20 protein-coding genes are annotated in these 14,607 nt (G+C 65.0%); 7 read left to right on the top strand and 13 right to left on the bottom strand.

Annotation, left to right across the window (positions count from 1 at the left end):
- Positions 1–15: 15 nt before the first annotated feature.
- The 10 genes from AC07X4_RS07845 to AC07X4_RS07800 all read right to left on the bottom strand — a co-directional run bounded on the left by AC07X4_RS07845 (position 16) and on the right by AC07X4_RS07800 (position 9,976).
- Positions 16–1,884 carry a phage major capsid protein gene (locus tag AC07X4_RS07845; RefSeq protein ID WP_494739742.1) on the bottom strand — a complete coding sequence of 623 codons (1,869 nt, stop codon included), beginning with the start codon at positions 1,882–1,884 and terminating at the stop codon, positions 16–18.
- 136 nt (positions 1,885–2,020) lie between these two features.
- Entirely contained in the window at positions 2,021–3,622 is a 1,602-nt protein-coding gene (locus tag AC07X4_RS07840) for a phage portal protein (RefSeq protein ID WP_494739741.1), read from the bottom strand.
- Positions 3,619–4,176, bottom strand: coding sequence for a hypothetical protein (locus tag AC07X4_RS07835; protein WP_494739740.1), 558 nt, complete (start codon positions 4,174–4,176; stop codon positions 3,619–3,621). Before AC07X4_RS07835 ends, AC07X4_RS07840 begins: the two co-directional genes overlap by 4 nt.
- A 65-nt stretch (positions 4,177–4,241) precedes the next feature.
- Positions 4,242–4,616, bottom strand: coding sequence for a Mor transcription activator family protein (locus AC07X4_RS07830; RefSeq protein ID WP_494739739.1), 375 nt, complete (start codon positions 4,614–4,616; stop codon positions 4,242–4,244).
- Entirely contained in the window at positions 4,610–6,667 is a 2,058-nt protein-coding gene (locus AC07X4_RS07825) for a phage terminase large subunit family protein (protein ID WP_494739738.1), read from the bottom strand. Before AC07X4_RS07825 ends, AC07X4_RS07830 begins: the two co-directional genes overlap by 7 nt.
- Positions 6,664–7,209 carry a hypothetical protein gene (locus tag AC07X4_RS07820; protein WP_494739737.1) on the bottom strand — a complete coding sequence of 182 codons (546 nt, stop codon included), beginning with the start codon at positions 7,207–7,209 and terminating at the stop codon, positions 6,664–6,666. The genes AC07X4_RS07825 and AC07X4_RS07820 overlap by 4 nt, the downstream gene beginning before the upstream one ends.
- 172 nt (positions 7,210–7,381) lie before the next feature.
- Positions 7,382–8,272, bottom strand: a complete 891-nt coding sequence (locus AC07X4_RS07815) for a YdaU family protein (protein ID WP_494739736.1) — start codon at positions 8,270–8,272, stop codon at positions 7,382–7,384.
- Entirely contained in the window at positions 8,269–8,598 is a 330-nt protein-coding gene (locus AC07X4_RS07810; protein ID WP_494739735.1) for a hypothetical protein, read from the bottom strand. The genes AC07X4_RS07815 and AC07X4_RS07810 overlap by 4 nt, the downstream gene beginning before the upstream one ends.
- A complete protein-coding gene (locus tag AC07X4_RS07805; RefSeq protein WP_494739734.1) occupies positions 8,595–9,464 on the bottom strand; it encodes a hypothetical protein in 870 nt (289 codons plus the stop codon). The genes AC07X4_RS07810 and AC07X4_RS07805 overlap by 4 nt, the downstream gene beginning before the upstream one ends.
- Positions 9,465–9,466: 2 nt before the next feature.
- A complete protein-coding gene (locus AC07X4_RS07800; protein WP_494739733.1) occupies positions 9,467–9,976 on the bottom strand; it encodes a phage regulatory CII family protein in 510 nt (169 codons plus the stop codon).
- Here AC07X4_RS07800 and AC07X4_RS07795 point away from each other — a divergent pair.
- The 3 genes from AC07X4_RS07795 to AC07X4_RS07785 all read left to right on the top strand — a co-directional run bounded on the left by AC07X4_RS07795 (position 9,975) and on the right by AC07X4_RS07785 (position 11,372).
- On the top strand, positions 9,975–10,229 hold the full coding sequence (locus AC07X4_RS07795; RefSeq protein ID WP_494739732.1) for a hypothetical protein: 255 nt from the start codon (positions 9,975–9,977) through the stop codon (positions 10,227–10,229). The genes AC07X4_RS07800 and AC07X4_RS07795 overlap by 2 nt on opposite strands.
- 198 nt (positions 10,230–10,427) lie before the next feature.
- Positions 10,428–10,913 (top strand): hypothetical protein, encoded by a 486-nt coding sequence (locus AC07X4_RS07790; protein WP_494739731.1) that lies wholly within the window; start codon positions 10,428–10,430, stop codon positions 10,911–10,913.
- A gap of 255 nt (positions 10,914–11,168) precedes the next feature.
- Entirely contained in the window at positions 11,169–11,372 is a 204-nt protein-coding gene (locus tag AC07X4_RS07785; protein WP_494739730.1) for a hypothetical protein, read from the top strand.
- On the opposite strand, the gene AC07X4_RS07780 is transcribed toward AC07X4_RS07785, so the two are convergent.
- Complete coding sequence (locus tag AC07X4_RS07780) at positions 11,359–11,604, bottom strand: hypothetical protein (RefSeq protein WP_494739729.1); 246 nt, start codon at positions 11,602–11,604, stop codon at positions 11,359–11,361. The genes AC07X4_RS07785 and AC07X4_RS07780 overlap by 14 nt on opposite strands.
- Entirely contained in the window at positions 11,597–11,950 is a 354-nt protein-coding gene (locus AC07X4_RS07775; protein ID WP_494739728.1) for a transcriptional regulator, read from the bottom strand. The genes AC07X4_RS07780 and AC07X4_RS07775 overlap by 8 nt, the downstream gene beginning before the upstream one ends.
- Here AC07X4_RS07775 and AC07X4_RS07770 point away from each other — a divergent pair.
- Entirely contained in the window at positions 11,949–12,479 is a 531-nt protein-coding gene (locus AC07X4_RS07770) for a helix-turn-helix domain-containing protein (RefSeq protein WP_494739727.1), read from the top strand. The two genes, AC07X4_RS07775 and AC07X4_RS07770, sit on opposite strands and share 2 nt — an antisense overlap.
- A 90-nt stretch (positions 12,480–12,569) precedes the next feature.
- On the opposite strand, the gene AC07X4_RS07765 is transcribed toward AC07X4_RS07770, so the two are convergent.
- Positions 12,570–13,139: a TM2 domain-containing protein gene (locus tag AC07X4_RS07765; RefSeq protein ID WP_494739726.1), complete on the bottom strand. Its 570-nt coding sequence runs from the start codon at positions 13,137–13,139 to the stop codon at positions 12,570–12,572.
- A 151-nt stretch (positions 13,140–13,290) separates the two neighbouring features.
- Here AC07X4_RS07765 and AC07X4_RS07760 point away from each other — a divergent pair, with 151 nt between their 5' ends.
- From AC07X4_RS07760 to AC07X4_RS07750, 3 genes are read left to right on the top strand one after another with little or no spacing between them, the layout of a single operon-like run.
- Positions 13,291–14,301, top strand: coding sequence for an Lcl C-terminal domain-containing protein (locus AC07X4_RS07760; RefSeq protein ID WP_494739725.1), 1,011 nt, complete (start codon positions 13,291–13,293; stop codon positions 14,299–14,301).
- Entirely contained in the window at positions 14,298–14,444 is a 147-nt protein-coding gene (locus AC07X4_RS07755; protein WP_494739724.1) for a hypothetical protein, read from the top strand. Before AC07X4_RS07760 ends, AC07X4_RS07755 begins: the two co-directional genes overlap by 4 nt.
- Positions 14,441–14,593: a hypothetical protein gene (locus AC07X4_RS07750; RefSeq protein WP_494739723.1), complete on the top strand. Its 153-nt coding sequence runs from the start codon at positions 14,441–14,443 to the stop codon at positions 14,591–14,593. The genes AC07X4_RS07755 and AC07X4_RS07750 overlap by 4 nt, the downstream gene beginning before the upstream one ends.
- Positions 14,594–14,607: the final 14 nt, after the last annotated feature.

Raw genomic sequence — 14,607 nt, 5'->3', positions numbered from 1 at the left:
GGGCGTGGCGCTGGCTTAGACGGTCAGCAGGTCCACCACGGTGGCGAACGACACGGTGTTGCGCAGGGCAACATCCACGTCTTGCAGGGCCACCACGCGCACGGTGCCGGCGGCGCTGCCGGTGTAGGGGTCCACCATCAGGTCCAGGCCACCCCACATGCCGATCACCAGGTCAGCCCAGTTGCCAAAGATGGCTGCCGAGCACACGCCAGAGCTGGTGCCCTTGGTGAGGTTGGACGGCACGGCGTTGGTGACCGCTGCGCGGTAGCCGTTGACGGGGGTGTCGCCACTTTCCCAGATGAAGCCGTTTTGGCCCGACACCTTGCTGGTGGCCTTGAGCTTGCCGCGCACCTTGGCGTTGGTGAGGTAGGCCAGCGTGCCCACGTCGGCATTGGCCACAGCCACGGCAGACTCCAGATCGATGACGTTCTGCCAGGTGGGCGCAGCACCGTTGGTGCCTGCCACCACGGTGGGCGTGGCGATCTGCGTCAGGATGCCGCTGGGCTGGTTGGATGCACCCGTGCCGTTGATGGCGGCTTGCTGGATGGCCAGGCCCAGAATGGTGGCGAGGTCGTTCTGCACCATGGCTTCGACATCCAGGCTGGTTTGCAGCAGCAGGCGGCGGGCGATGTCGGTGAAGGCGCCGACCGTCTTGGGGGTCAGAGTGACCTGGCCGACAGTTTGCTGGCTTTCGGTGGGCGCCACGTTTTCAGCCACCCAGTATGCGGAAGCCGAGCCGGTGAGCTTGGGGATGGCCACATTGCCCACCAGGCCGGTGAGCATGCGCGTACCCAGGCCGTCGATGACCATGGCATTGCGCAGGATGTCGATGAAGCTGCCGGTGAGCAGATCCGTCGCCACCAGGTTACCGCCCGCAGTGGGAGTACCCACCAGCAGGTCGCGGCGCTGTACCTCGTTGGGCACCATGAAGCCGCGCGCTTGCTTGCCCAGCTTGGCAGCAGCAACATCGGAGCACTCGCGCTCGAATGCGGCTGCGCGCTGTGCGGCGGCGTCGGTGGGGTTGGCCAACGCGTTCAGAGCGCGCATCAGGCTGTACTGCTTGACCTCGCCCTTTTCCATGCCGATATCGGCGGTGGGCACGGGCTTACTGGCCATCTTGGCGATGGCCTCGCGCTGGAACTGCTCAACGGTCAGGCCGCGCTGAATGGCATCCATGGCCAGCTCGGCGCCGCCTGGGATGCTGGGGGCAATTTTGGAGATTTCGGCAGCGTGGTTGCGCTGCTCGACGACTTCGACTACGGGATCGGGCATGGTTTTTACCTCGGGTTCGGATGGGGTTGTGGTGGGGGTGGTGGCTTGCGGCGCGGGGGCTGCGTCTGGCGCTGGGGTTTCAGCGCCATCGAGGCTGCGGCCTACGCCGACGGATGCGTCAGCGGGTACGCTGACCAGCGAGACTTCAAAGGGCTCCCAGTCGGTGACGCGGTAGGTTTCCACGCCGTCCACGGTCTCGACCAGCTGCGCTTTGTGGACCATGTAGCCGACAGACACGTTGCGGCGGATGCCGTCGCGCACGTCGTTCCACACTTCCTCTGCACGAGCGCTTTTTCCGAAGCGCACCACGGCGCGGGCAACCCTGTCCGCACCGATCTCGACAGATTCGATAACGCCAACGACATCGCGGGTGTCGTGGTCGCAAAGCAGGTTGGCACCACTGCGCAGGCGGCCCTGGCGCATGCTGGTGGCTGTGCAGTCCAGAATCTCCACGCCCCAGTAGCGCTCGTAAGGCAGCTCGCTGGCGAAGGCCAGCACAGCGGTGCGGGCTTCTTCGTCAATGGCCTGGCGCTCGACCAGAAATGCACGCTCTGCGCGACCCTTGGACAGGTGCCGCGCGACGGCTTCGGGGAGTTGTGCTGTGCTGCTCATGCCCGCTATTGCAAGCGGGGTGAGGTGACATTTGTAAGGGGTGAAATGTCACCTACTTGCACAGCGCACCACACAGCAAAAGGCCCGCGCGGGGCGGGCCTTGAACTGCAGCGCTTGCTCAACCAGGCGCCGTGCTTCAGCTCTTGGAATCGGCCTGTCGCCGCTCAAACGCAGCAAGCCGCATCTGGTCAAACTTTTCATCCATGGCCCTGATTGCGGCCACGAATTCAATGGCTTCGCGCACACCCGAATCGCCCTTGAGACCACTTGAGGCTGCTGCACCGGCCCCCGGCAGTGCGTCGTAGGCAGGCAGCTGCACGTTCTTTTCCTTGGCGAGCTTTTGGGCGGCTGCGATGGCGTCGAGCGTGTCCTCGAAGTCGTAGCCCATAGCGCTGCAAAGGTCCTGCGGGCTCATGAGGCCTGCGCGCACCTTGAGGATGTTGGCATTGGTGTCAGCCTGCGGATCCACCCATTCCCAGCGGCGGGGCTGCCATTCGTGCCGGCTGAATTTCTCCAGCTTGGAGGCGGGCAGCGCGCTGCCGTTGGGCATGGTGATGGCGCCGGACAGGAGGGCCATTTGCAGCCAGGCCCGGTAGATGCGCTCCAGCGCTACGTCGATGAACCATTGCTGGTCGCTCATCCACCGGTCGCGCTCTTCGAGCGTGCCGCTGCGGATGCTGGAGAAGCTGACGCCCTCCAGGTCGTTGGCCAGGGAGTGGTAGGCCACCCCCCAGCCGCTGGCAATGCGCTGCAGGGTGGTCTTGACGAAGGGGCCGAAGTTCTGCTCGGGGTACTTGCTGTCGTAGGGCGTGAACTGCACTCCGGTGGGCAGCGTGTCGTAGTACCCAGGCTGGCTGACGGTGACGGCCTCGCCGCCGGTGGAGTCCGGGGCGCCGATGGGTGACTGGCCATCTGGCGTGGTGAAGAAGCCGTAGTGGTTGGCGCCATGCTCTGCCGCAAGCAGCGCCGCCAGCTTGAAGTTGCCCAGGTGGTGCAGGCTGAGCATGCCAGCGGCCATCCAGGGGATGCCGCGCAGCTGCTCGGGTCGGTCTACCTTGAAGCCGTGGATGACATCGTCCAGCGGCAGGCGTATGCGCTGGCGGCTGCTGTGCTGGCCGTCGTTGGGGTGGGCGGCAAAGATGTGTACGGCCACAGGGCGACGGTAGGCGTTGACCTCCACGCCCATGATGACGGTGTTGGCGCCGTGGCGACCGTTGTAGGTGGTGTCGATGCGGTCCACGTCAATGAGCTGCAGGGCGAAGTTGAAGCGGTTGCCCGCGTCTGCCCCGCGCACCATGCGCACCAGAAACTCGCCGTCAGACGGCAGGCCGCCGACCATGGTCTCGCACATGTCCCGAAAGTGCTGGTGCCCGGCGACATCGGCTACAGCCTGCCACTCGTTCCAGCCGCGCTCGATGGCCTGGCTGGCCAAGCGGTCGGGCTTGCCTGGGGCGTCTTCGATGCGCACCTGCAGGCGCACGCCGCCGGGGCCGATGATGTTGTCCTTGACCATGCCGACGAACTTCTTGGCGTAGTCGTTGTTGTTGCCAAGTTGGCGGCCGCGCGAGCGCAGCGCATCAAGGTCGCTGCGCAGCTCTTCGTTGATGCTTTGCGCAGTAGCCATCCAGTCGGCGGTGAGCCGGTCCATGCGGGCAGCCTGGAATCGGCGCGTGTGGTGGGCAGCGGGGGCGACGGTGCGGCTGAGCCACTGGCGCGCACGGTTGATCATGCTGGTCATTGGCCAAACCTCACATAAACGCGGGTGTTGCTGGGCAGGCCTGCGGCAATGCGGTCTGCCGCGCCTTCGTTGCGCACCTCGGTCACCAGCCGGTCATGGTGGGCCCACAGCTCGCTGAGGGTGTAGCGCCGCAGCTGGCGGCCTGCGATTTCATACTCTGACGCCTTGATGTTGTTGGCATCGGCCAGGTAGTCCTTGACGGCCTGCAGCGCTTTGCGGGCGCTGCTGCGGGTGTCGAGCGTGGTGGCTGCTGTGAAGCTGGGGCGCACGGTGATGCGGCCCTCTGCCACGGTAAACACCTGCCCCGCCTTGCTGACCTGGGCGCGCCAGGCGTAGTCGCCAGCGACCCATGTGCCAGAAACGCCAGAGGCCACGTTGACCAGGTGGTCGGCACCGTCGGCTGCTGCACTGATGGTGATCTTGGCCGTGGCGCTGAGCAGGGTGTAGGTCAGCGCCCAGCCGTCGCTGGCGGAGTAGTCGGCCAGCGTGCGGCGCCAGAGCACGGTGTCGCCTGCGTTGACGGTGGTGGGTTCTGTGGTGGGTGTGGTGGCCATGGCGCGCGTGGTGTTGCAGGCTGCAATCTAGGCCGGGCGGGGTGACATTTGTAAGGGGTGAAATGTCACCCCTGCCCCTTGATGATGCGCAGCACGTGGCGCTGAGTGAGCTGGTACCGGCGCGACAGCAGGGCCACGCGCTCGCCCGCGAGGTAGTCGCGGCGGATGGCGTCGTTGCGGCTCAGAAGGTCAGGCCGGCGGCCCACCCAAACCTCATCGCCGCCGAACACCTCGCGCACCTGGGCCTCGGCCGCGCGCAGCACTGCCGCGTTGAGCTTGGGCGCCAGGGCCATGACGCAGCGCAGGGTGTACTCGACCACATCGTCGCTGTGCTGTACGGCGGCGAGGGCTTGCTGGTCGGCGGCGGGTCCGTCGGCGAGCAGGAGCCCGTCGAGCTGGGGTGTTGCGGGCGTGGTGGCTGGGGCGGCGGGTTTTACCATGAGACGGTGGAGGCTGTGGGCCTGCGGTTGGCGCGCGATGCGAAGGGGTTGGGCTTGTGCTGCACGGGTGCGATGTCTGCGGCAGCGCTTTTTTCTTCTGGTTTTGTTGCTACGCTTTGTGTAGCAAATAGGTCATGATTGGCGGGCTGCACGGCGGCCTCCAGCTTCTGCCAGCGGGCGTCGTCGTAGCGGTGCAGGCCGCTGGCCATGGCGGCATGCAGGGCGTAGTTGCGGTTGTCCAGCTGTTCGTTGCGGGGGCGGCGCTTGATCCAGCGGTACGCCTCGCGGCCGTTGATCTTGGCCAGCACGCGCTGCTCGGCGGTGAGCTGCTCGAAGAACTCGCGGGGCAGCTCGTCGCTGAAGTGCACGTAACCCGGCCCGGGTTTGTCGATGGCGAGCTGGCCCAGCAGCAGGTCTTTGGCGGCGTCCACCCCCACCCGCCAGAGCTTGATGCCGTTGAGCACCTTCTTGCCGCGCCAGTTGATGTCCTGCGCGCTGCTGGCGCCCAGGATGTTGGTGGCCTCGTTGCCGTCGCCCTTGATGGCGCGCAGCCCGGGCAGGATGTGCTGGGCCTTGGCCACCCAGTTGTAGACGGCCTGCGTCTGGTCGGATGAGTCGATGCTGGTGGCGCTGATGCCCAGGGTGCCGCCGTGCCATTCTTGCGTGTAGCGGCGCTGCAGTTGGTGGGTGACAGCATCCCACTCTTCATCGACAGCGGGGTTGCCCTTGATGACGATCACATCGACCACCCAGGACTCCATGCCGCGCCCCCAGGCGTAGACGGTGATTTCCCACCGGTTGCGCTGCACGTCCACGCCGGCGGTGAGGTACAGGCCGCCCTTGGGCACGGTGCAGAGCTTGTAGGGCTCTGCCCGGGCCTGCAGGGCGTGCTCGTCGGTGCGCTCGCCAGCCAGCTCCCAGGTCTCGCCCAGGGTTTCGTTGACGAAGAGCTGCATGGGGCCGACTTCGCCCGCCTCCAGCGCCTTCAGGGCGTTCTCGAACTCGGTGACGATATCGGACCATGCCCGCTGCGGGCTGTAGGCCGTCCACACGTGCACGCCCAGGGTGCGCGGCGGGTTGCAGGGCATGCCCTTGCTGTCGCGCCAGATGCGGTCCTGGCCGTAGCGCTTGCCCGTGCGCTCGCACACCCAGGCGCCTGCGAGCGGCACACCGCCGGCCAGGTAGTCGGCCTGGGTGATGGATGCACGGCAGTGTGGGCACACGTGGTGCACGGTGTCGGGCTTGCCGCGCGTCCACTTGAATCCGTGGGCCAGGTTCTTTCCGCCCCAGATCAATGGGTGTTCAAGGCCACAGCGTGGGCAGTCGATGTGGAAGCGCACCATGCCCTCGGCGTTGTCGCACGCGCGCTCGACATGGCACAGGCCTTTGAGGCGCGGCGTGCTGCCGCCGACGAACTTTGGGTATGGCGCCCCCTCCAGGCGCCCCTTGGCCAGGCCGCCAGGGTCGCCGGATTTCTCGATCTGCTGGTCGAAGGCACTCCACTCGTCCAGGATGGCCACGGCCACGGTAATGCGGCGGTACGCCCGAGCCGCCTTGCCGCCCAGCAGGTGCAGCACGCTGTCGCGGAAGGGCTTGAACTTGATGGTTTCCTCGGAGGACCTGCCGAGCTTGCGGGCCTTGTTGATGGCAGGCACGCCGGTCAGCGGGTCCAGCAGCGGGTCGATTTCGCTCTTGACGTAGCTGTCGCGGTCATCGTCGGTCGGTTGCCACAGGGCCTGCTTGCGGCGGCGGTGGGCGATGTTGTAGGCCACGAAGGCGGTGACCATCTTGGTGTAGCCGACGCGCTTGGCCTTGCGCACGGCCAGATCCTCAATGCGGTCATCGCTCATGAAATCGAGAATGCCCACCTGGAAGGCCCAGGCTTCCCAGGCGCCCTTTTGGTGGCTGCTTTCGCCTGCCAGCTTGAAGTGGTCGCGCGCCCAGTCGCCCAGGCGCTGGGGCGGTTCTGCCCGCAGGCTCTCAAGGCCCATGCGCACTGCCGCCTTGATGGCGGCGGCCGTCTCGGCATGCAGCATGGGCATCGTGGTCATGTGGGCATGCCCTCGCTGTACGGCTCTTCCTCGGTGGCACCCTCGGCCAGCATGGCGTCCACGCTGTCAGCCACCAGCCGCTCGGTGGCGCGAATCCACTCATTGCGGGCCGACGCGATCACCTGCAGCACTGCGATCTTGGCTTCATCAGGCAGAGCGGGGCAGGCCTTGCGCAGCGTGCCCTCCAGTTGGTCGAAGCGGTCCACCACCGCGCTGGCGGCCTGGCCCAGCACGTCAGCCAGCAGGCCTACGTGGGCGTACTCGCGCCGGGCGATTGCGTTCTTGATCGCCTGGCCTTCGCGCTGCTCACGGGCCAGGGCCGCGCGCTCCTGCACCAGGTCGAGGCCGTAGGTCTCGCCCAGCCGCCCTGCAGCCTGGTCACGCAGCCGCTCGCAATAGGCCACCACCCAGCCCGCAGCGGTATCGCCCCGGGCAATCAAGCCTTCGCTCACCATCTGCGACACGCGCGCCTCGCTCACCCCAATGATCTGGGCGAACTCAGCCTGCGATATCACCTGGTCGAGCACCGGCAAAACTTTCACTTGCACCCCTCATTTGCTATCAACAACGTAGCACCAAAGCCATACACCATATTCACTTAACCCCCTTAGCACTCACCCGCAACAGTCCGACAGGGCGGCTCGAATTACCCGCACTTGGGGGGTGGGGGGAGGACCCGAGACGGGGGGTGGGGGTGGAGGGCTCCGCCATTGCTTAAGCTCCGACCGTCGCGGCCTGCGCATCGAAGGCGGCGACTACTGCGGCCTCGTACTGCGCAAACAGGCGGTGGCGCGATTCGTCCCACCGACCAAGGCCCAGGCGTTCGCCCATGGACTCGACACCGCTGCGGGTCTGGCGCCAATCGGCTGGCGCGGCACCGGCCTGGAGGGCAGCGCAGTCCAGCCAGCCCTTGCGCCGCAGCCACGTCAACACGTTGGGCGCGTGCTTGCCGCCGTCCTTGCCCAACTCCTCGGACTGCAGGGCGGCCGCGTGCAGCAGCTGCTCACCCGTGCTCAGCCCCTCAGCCTCGATGGCTGCGATCAGCGTGGCCACCTCGGCGATGCGGGTTCTGCGGTGCAGCGGGAAGTGGCTGCTGAGTGCAGTGGCGACAGCCAAGCCCGCACCCGCCCCCCCTGCAGGGGGGTTGGGGGGACTTATATGGTTCTGGTTCTGGTTCTGGTTGGTTGATCGGTCGTTCAACGGGCGTTCAACCGCACCACCTCCACCTGATGGTGGTGGCTCTGCAGGCTTGGCAACACCTGCTGCACCGCTGGCGCCCCCTGCCCTTTTGGCTGCAGACGCACGCCCAGCGCGGGATTGCTGCTCTTGTTTTGCGTGATAGGCCGCAATCTCACGGTCGCAGCGGTCGTTGTGCCAGCCATCCTCTCGCAGCTCGAAGAACTCTTCCAGCACCACGCGCAGCGCCTCGCGCAGCTCTTCGGTGTTGGCAACGATGCGCCGTGCGAGCTTGGCTTCATCGGCGATGAGTGCCCGTTCGGTGTCGTAGTACAGGTCAAGCAACTCCCGGTACAACGCCCGTTCAACGAACGTTAAATGTCGGGTGGCGCTGTTGAAGTCGCCGACGTGGTGCGGGTAGTGATTCATGCCTGCCCCATCGCTTTCATTTCTCGCAGCAGGATCTGCCGCTCTTCATGTCCAAACTGCGCACTGGCCGCTTGCGCGCACACCTCGGGCACAAACCCCGGCACGGCATAGCTGCGGCGGGTGCGGCCTGGCAGATTCAAGGGGATCACCGAGCCCAGACGCATTGCATCCTCGATGGCCTTGTCCACCTGCTTGGCGGCCCAGCCGGTGCGCTCCACCAGCTCCGCGCGGGTGAGCGGCATTTCGAGCAGCATGGTGCGCAGGCGCTCTTGCTTTGTGGGCTGCCAGGCGCGGGGCACTTGGCAATGCGTTGCGGTCTGCGTCATACAGCCAGCGCCTCCGCAGCCTGACGAATCCGAAACCGCATGCGCCGTGCCAGGTAGTCCCGCGTGGCTGCGCTCTTGCCCAGGCTGTCCAGATCCAAGCGGGGTTTGTAGGTGCCCTTGCGGACGAACATCACCACCGGCTTAACCACGGCACCCGTGGCGCCCAGCACAGCCCAGATGCCTGGGGCCAGGTTGCTGGCGCGCATGTCGGGCTCGCCCTTGCGGGTGATGCGGGAGCCGCCGCGCATCTTTCCGTAGCTCACGATGTAGCGGCGCCCCAGCTGGGGGCCCGCCACCTTGGCAAGGCGGGCGGCCGTGCCACCGCGCGCGAGGTTGGCGCGGGTTCGGTCGGTCATGTTGGCGCGGTAGCCCTGCTCGCCAAAGGCCTGGAAGTAGCTGATCAACTGCACCAGAAACGGCCCCTTGATGTTGCCGTAGCCATCCTCGCTGCCCGGGAACGGGTTGGCAGGGATGGCCAGCTGGTAGCCGTTGGGCAAGATGCCCGCCCGGCGCAGGGCCACCTCGCTGCGCTTGTCACGCCGCTGGCCACCAAACTCCTGCGCCTGCAGCACCTGCTGCGGGTCCACACCGATCTTGCCGCCAATGGTGCCAAACTGGCTTTGCTTCGTCGGTGCAATTGACACCTGCAGCTTGTCGGGCGTGGCCTCGAACACCCTGGGCGATGTGACAATGAACGGCGTAGGCCGGTCAAACCGATGCGTCAGCTCGCGCTGCATGTCGCGCCGCACCTGGTAGCCCGTGTCGTTCAGCGCCTTGGCCGAGGCCTCGCGCAGCTGGCTGCTGGATAACGCCTCCAGCTGCGCCTTCACGCGCTCAATGCCCTTGATGGCGATGTTGAGCTGCATGGCTACACCCCACCCTTGGCAGGCACTCGCCCCGCCACAAACGCATTGCCCGCATTGATGTGCCCCATCAGCTCCTGCACCAGATGCTGCACTCGCTTGTGGCCGTTGGGCGTTACCGGGCGGTCGTGGCTGGCCTCTTCCTGCATGGCCTTGGCCAGGTCGCCAAACATCTGCGCGCCAGTGGCCAGAAACTCGGCCACGCTGGTGACCTGCACCGGGTTCACCTGCACGCACACATAGCCCTCGGCAGCGGCCAGCACCTCGGTGGGCGCAATGCAGCCCGTGGCGTGCTGGATCATCTGCAGCTCGCTCACCGATAGGTGGTGCGTGTCGGTGTACAGGCTCACCTTCTTCTGCAGGGTGCTGGGTGACATGCCAATGCTCTTGGCCACACGCTCCAGCCGCCCCTCCAGCATGGCGGCCACCGCCACCAACACATCGGGCCGGGTGGACGGTACCGGCTCACCTTCGCCATAGGCAAAGGCGCGCGGAATTGAGACAGTTGCTCTCATGACGAATCAAACCTCCAGCTGCACAACGGCAGCACCAGCACCCACCACCGCCCACGCCCTGCCCGACCGCGTGGCCGCGCTCGAGCTGCTGGTGCAGCAGATGCTTTTTGTGATGGACGCACAGGGCACCCTGAGCATCGAAGACCTGGGCCAATGGCTGGACACCGCCGCCAGCCGCATGCGCGCCACCGGCAGCGTGCCGCCGGCCCCGCTGCGCGCGCTGGAGGCGCTGACAGACGCGGTGTGCGCATGACCCACAGAGAAAGCACCCCGCCACGCCACCGCACGAAGCCGCGCGCACTTGCCTGCGCGCGCAGCGCCCTGGTGGTTGGGTGGAGCAGCCCGGCAGCGCGGCTGCTGGCCTGGCGGGGTGGCAAAACAGAACTGGGCGCCCGCCCTGCCCTGGCATACGATGGACGCTCTCACACAACCATCACCAGAGAGGGCGGACATGACATTGAACAGATCACTGCAGAAGCAACTGCTATCGATAGCGGCGGTGAAATACCCAGCCCCAGTCCTGCATGGCGATGGGATCGAGCTTTCCGACGCGACGACAGTGCGCAACCTTGTGTATCTGGAAGAGCACGGGCTGCTGCGGCTACACAAAAGCGCGATGAACTCAGGCGATATCGCTGTGGGAGCGGTACACGCCACAGCCAAGGGCATGGACTTCATAGAAGAGGATGGCGGTCTCTCAGCCATCCTTGGCGTGGTCACAGTCAAGCTGCACGACGAGACCATCAAAGACCTCCTGTCTCTGAAGATTCAGGAGTCGGACCTTCCGCCAGCAGAAAAACAGCGATGGCTCGATCAGCTTCGCGAGCTGCCGGCCGAGACCACAAAACACCTTGTATTGAAGCTAGTGGACCTAGGCTTGGAGAAAGCACCGGATGCATTGAGCGCGATTGGAAGACTGCTTGGCTTTGTCCTCTGATTACAGGCAAACGGACAAACCGCACGAACCCGAAGCCCGCACCGAGCGGCAGCATGAACTGGTCTACACCAGGATCAACAGCGGGTGGCTCAAACTCAATCACCGCACCGCAATCCAGCCTCCAAACCAGACTTGAGGGGCGAATGTTGATGTGCTCAGCCATGGGCCACCTCCTGCTCAAATTGCATAAGGGCGCCCACCCATCCCTGGCATACGATGGAAGCTCCTACACAACCAACGCCAAGGAGGGCGGACATGAGCAACGACACCAAACTGATGAGCGGTGCAGAGTTCAAACTGCATTTCAGGGACCTGCTGGCCAGCCTGAAGGACGAAGACCAGATCAGCTTCGGCAGCGGAGACTTGAGCTTCTTCCAGCTCAGGGAACGCGGCCCGATCCATGGGCCGCGCATCGTGCAAGTCGAGTTCAACGAGGTGTACAAGGTCATCCCCGGGTAGCCAGCGCGGCCTCGTTGGCAGCAAGCTGGGCGCGCAGCTCAACCACCATCAGCGCGCGAAGTTCTTGCGCCAGTTTTTCAAACTTGGGCAGCAGCTCACCGTGGGGAAACGGCATGTACATGTCGTCCTTACGCCCCAGGAATTCGCTGCGCATAAAGACCTCACCATTCGTGGCAAGACCGATCTCGATCTTCGCCATGACGGTTGTCGCGGAGTTTGAAAGCTCAGACATGGGCCACCTCCTGCCCCGTATGGAGCGCTTCGGAATTGATAGCTGCAGGCGCTTGAACATCCGCCGCATCAGGCTCATACCGACGCAGCCGCTGCAGCAGGTCCGCCACCACCGCGCGCAGGCGCTCGGCCTCTTCGTGCTCGGGCCAGATGTCGTGCCAGTCGTTGGGACGCAAGTCGCGGCGCGTGACCTCGCCCGCCGTGGCGCGCTCGATGGCGGCGCAGTATTTGATGGGCACCCTTCCACGCTTCAGCCAGCCGGATATGGCCGACTGAACAACGCCCAGGGCAGTAGCCAGGGACACCTGACCACCGAGGATCGTGATGGCTCTTTGCAGTGATTCCATGGCCGCATTAAATCACGATCGTGATAATTCGGCAAACACCAACGTGTTGGACCGATCCTGTCCAATCACATCGGTGATAACCATAGCCGAACGACTCAAGAGCGCACGCGAAGCCACAGGGCTGCGCCAGGAAGAACTCGCCAAAAAAGCGGGCGTCACCCAGGGCACCATCGCCAACATCGAGGGCGGCATCCGCAAGAACCCGCGCGAGCTGCTGGCCATCTCCAGAGCTGTGGGCGTCAATGCAGAGTGGCTGAAGTCCGGCAAAGGCCCACGGCTGGCCGACGCCGACAGCCGAGGCCACGCCATTCAGGACGTGCAGGCCGACTACCTACCAGCCAGGGGCAGCAAGAACGACATCGCCCACCACGTGGCCCAGATCGGCACACTGCTGAGCGGGATCGATGATGTTAGAAGGGCTGCAATCGCAGAAATGCTGGCAGCAGTGGCGCGCAAGCCCGAGCAGGCGGAAGAGATAGGCGCGCACATTCAAGCGCTGATGAGCTCAAAAGCAAAGCGGGCCGCATAGGTACCACGGCCCGTATCTTTATGTTTCCGCAGCCCCTACGAAAAGTAAAGGCCTAAATGACCACGCGCTGACATCAGTCAAGCGCACGGGCTACGCAAAGGCGTCCCCCGCCCCATCCTTCGTGACAGTGAACAGCTCGATAAGCACCCAAATCGCGGTGATGAACAGCCCCACCACAAACCAGCCCAGGATGCAGGTGACGAGCAACTGAGCCAGGCCAATACCCAGGCGCCCGGCATAGAAGTTGTGCACCCCCAGCAAGCCGAAGAACAAGCCCAGGATGATGTAAATGCCTCGGCTCTTGGCCGACTTCACCAGCTGCGTGCCGCTTTGGCGTTGCGGCGGCTGCGGCGGGAGCTGAGGCCGCTTGTCCACCGGGCGCGGGCCATCACCCGTAAAGTCAGCCTTGCAATGCGTGCACCACATAGCCTGCATGCTGCAGTCCTCACCGCAGTTCGGGCAGAACCCATCGCGCACAGGGCGCTGCGCTGGCGCAGCAGCTGGCATGGCCGCCCCCACCTTCGCCGACACATAGGCCGCCTTGGCCTTGGCCTCATCACCGCCACTTTCAGCGAAGCACCGGGCCCATAGACCCTTGTCGCGCCGCTCTGGCGATTCAGCCTCATCCAGCGCCTCAGCCCACGCTTCGTTGTTGCCCATCAGCCCCTCCAACTGTTACTGATTGCAGCATAGCACCCTGATTTCAGAGGGCAAAACACAAATTCAGCGCGAAATATCACGTTTGTATTGACAAGCCGAATCACGTATGTGATATTCCCTCCACACGCCACCCCGGCGCCCTGGAGGAACGATGCAGACCACCATCAACCCCGCACCTGAGCGGGGCCAGCAATTCACACTGACAGCCGAGACAGACGCAGACCGCGAACTGCTCGACGTCATCGACGCCAACGGCCTTCACTCAGCCATTCGGCAAGCCAGCTACCGCGCACCCAACCCCAGCGGCAACGGCTACATCACCACCGGCGCGACGCTGTTGGTGGACCGGCAGCACCCCATTGCCCTAGAAACCCAAACGGCTCGCCAGTTTCTCCGCGCCGCTCGCCAGCTGTGCAGCCTGGGCCTTGCTCAGGACACATTCAACCGGCATATCGGCGCCGACGCCATCGATCCAGAGGCGCAAGACCAGTTCGCCGCCGTTCTCGAAAAGCTGCAGCTCATGCTGGATGTAGGGGCGCGCGCGATCGGGAAGCAGGAACGTATCCGGCAAGAAGTGGACAGCACCCATTGCGGGCTCCTTTGCGGTGAAAAGCTACACCATACAACGCCCCCCATCGGCACCCACCTACCCGACCAAGGCGGCACCCTGGGCGCCATCATTGCCCGCCGCGACGGCACCACCTACGGCCTGATCGTTGCCGACTCGCTGCATGAGCGGACCGGCGAATGGGGCAACTACGGCACCGAAATCGAAGGCGCCAAAGGCCCAAACGGTGCAGCCAACACAGGCGCCATGGCGGCCGCAGGCAGCCCCATCGCCCAGGCCGTGCGCGCACTCACCTTAGCCGGGCATTCAGACTGGTATATCCCCAGCCGCCTCGAAATGCTGGCGCTGTACGAGTGCTCGCCAGAGTTGTTCAGCAAGGACTCCTACTACTGGACCAGCTCGCAGTACTCGCGCCTCAGCGCCTTTTGCCAGGACTTCGAGTACGGCAACAGCACCGCCGGCATCAAGGACTACGAGTTCCGCGCCCGTCCTGTCCGCAGCATTCAACTTCAGCCCTCCAGCACTTCGGCACTCCCCACGTCCATCGCCGAAGGCGATTCGCGCGAAATTTTGGGCACTGGGGCGGCAGCATGAACCCCACCCTGCGCCCCATCCGCCTCTACGCCGTGCGCGTAGGCAAAGCCCAGCACCACGTGTGGGCCACCAGCGAATGCCACGCCATTGCCGAGGCTCACGGCATGGGCTTGCCCGCCAGCAGCGCGCGGAGGATTGCATGAGCCACCCGCAAATGCGCAAGCCCACGGCGCTACCCACCCTGCGCAGCCAGAACGCCGACGCCGCCTGGACCGTGGGCTGGTGGCAGGGCAAGGTGACCGGCTTCTTTCTGGGCGTCGCCTTCGCCGTGCTGATGGGATGGCTGAAATGACCACCACCCACCCC

It is taken from the genome of Acidovorax sp. GW460-11-11-14-LB4, assembly GCF_059423685.1.
This window is presented reverse-complemented; position numbering and strand designations above follow the sequence as displayed.

What these genes read in the sequence shown, in the direction of transcription:
- AC07X4_RS07805 (WP_494739734.1), bottom strand. Translation starts at nt 9,464, where the DNA reads ATGCAGCTCAACATCGCCATCAAGGGCATTGAGCGCGTGAAGGCGCAG.
- AC07X4_RS07835 (WP_494739740.1), bottom strand. Translation starts at nt 4,176, where the DNA reads ATGGCCACCACACCCACCACAGAACCCACCACCGTCAACGCAGGCGAC.
- AC07X4_RS07825 (WP_494739738.1), bottom strand. Translation starts at nt 6,667, where the DNA reads ATGACCACGATGCCCATGCTGCATGCCGAGACGGCCGCCGCCATCAAG.
- AC07X4_RS07830 (WP_494739739.1), bottom strand. Translation starts at nt 4,616, where the DNA reads ATGGTAAAACCCGCCGCCCCAGCCACCACGCCCGCAACACCCCAGCTC.
- AC07X4_RS07800 (WP_494739733.1), bottom strand. Translation starts at nt 9,976, where the DNA reads ATGAGAGCAACTGTCTCAATTCCGCGCGCCTTTGCCTATGGCGAAGGT.
- AC07X4_RS07810 (WP_494739735.1), bottom strand. Translation starts at nt 8,598, where the DNA reads ATGACGCAGACCGCAACGCATTGCCAAGTGCCCCGCGCCTGGCAGCCC.
- AC07X4_RS07785 (WP_494739730.1), top strand. Translation starts at nt 11,169, where the DNA reads ATGAGCAACGACACCAAACTGATGAGCGGTGCAGAGTTCAAACTGCAT.
- AC07X4_RS07845 (WP_494739742.1), bottom strand. Translation starts at nt 1,884, where the DNA reads ATGAGCAGCACAGCACAACTCCCCGAAGCCGTCGCGCGGCACCTGTCC.
- AC07X4_RS07840 (WP_494739741.1), bottom strand. Translation starts at nt 3,622, where the DNA reads ATGACCAGCATGATCAACCGTGCGCGCCAGTGGCTCAGCCGCACCGTC.
- AC07X4_RS07750 (WP_494739723.1), top strand. Translation starts at nt 14,441, where the DNA reads ATGAGCCACCCGCAAATGCGCAAGCCCACGGCGCTACCCACCCTGCGC.
- AC07X4_RS07775 (WP_494739728.1), bottom strand. Translation starts at nt 11,950, where the DNA reads ATGGAATCACTGCAAAGAGCCATCACGATCCTCGGTGGTCAGGTGTCC.
- AC07X4_RS07780 (WP_494739729.1), bottom strand. Translation starts at nt 11,604, where the DNA reads ATGTCTGAGCTTTCAAACTCCGCGACAACCGTCATGGCGAAGATCGAG.
- AC07X4_RS07815 (WP_494739736.1), bottom strand. Translation starts at nt 8,272, where the DNA reads ATGAATCACTACCCGCACCACGTCGGCGACTTCAACAGCGCCACCCGA.
- AC07X4_RS07760 (WP_494739725.1), top strand. Translation starts at nt 13,291, where the DNA reads ATGCAGACCACCATCAACCCCGCACCTGAGCGGGGCCAGCAATTCACA.
- AC07X4_RS07795 (WP_494739732.1), top strand. Translation starts at nt 9,975, where the DNA reads ATGACGAATCAAACCTCCAGCTGCACAACGGCAGCACCAGCACCCACC.
- AC07X4_RS07790 (WP_494739731.1), top strand. Translation starts at nt 10,428, where the DNA reads ATGACATTGAACAGATCACTGCAGAAGCAACTGCTATCGATAGCGGCG.
- AC07X4_RS07755 (WP_494739724.1), top strand. Translation starts at nt 14,298, where the DNA reads ATGAACCCCACCCTGCGCCCCATCCGCCTCTACGCCGTGCGCGTAGGC.
- AC07X4_RS07770 (WP_494739727.1), top strand. Translation starts at nt 11,949, where the DNA reads ATGGCCGCATTAAATCACGATCGTGATAATTCGGCAAACACCAACGTG.
- AC07X4_RS07765 (WP_494739726.1), bottom strand. Translation starts at nt 13,139, where the DNA reads ATGGGCAACAACGAAGCGTGGGCTGAGGCGCTGGATGAGGCTGAATCG.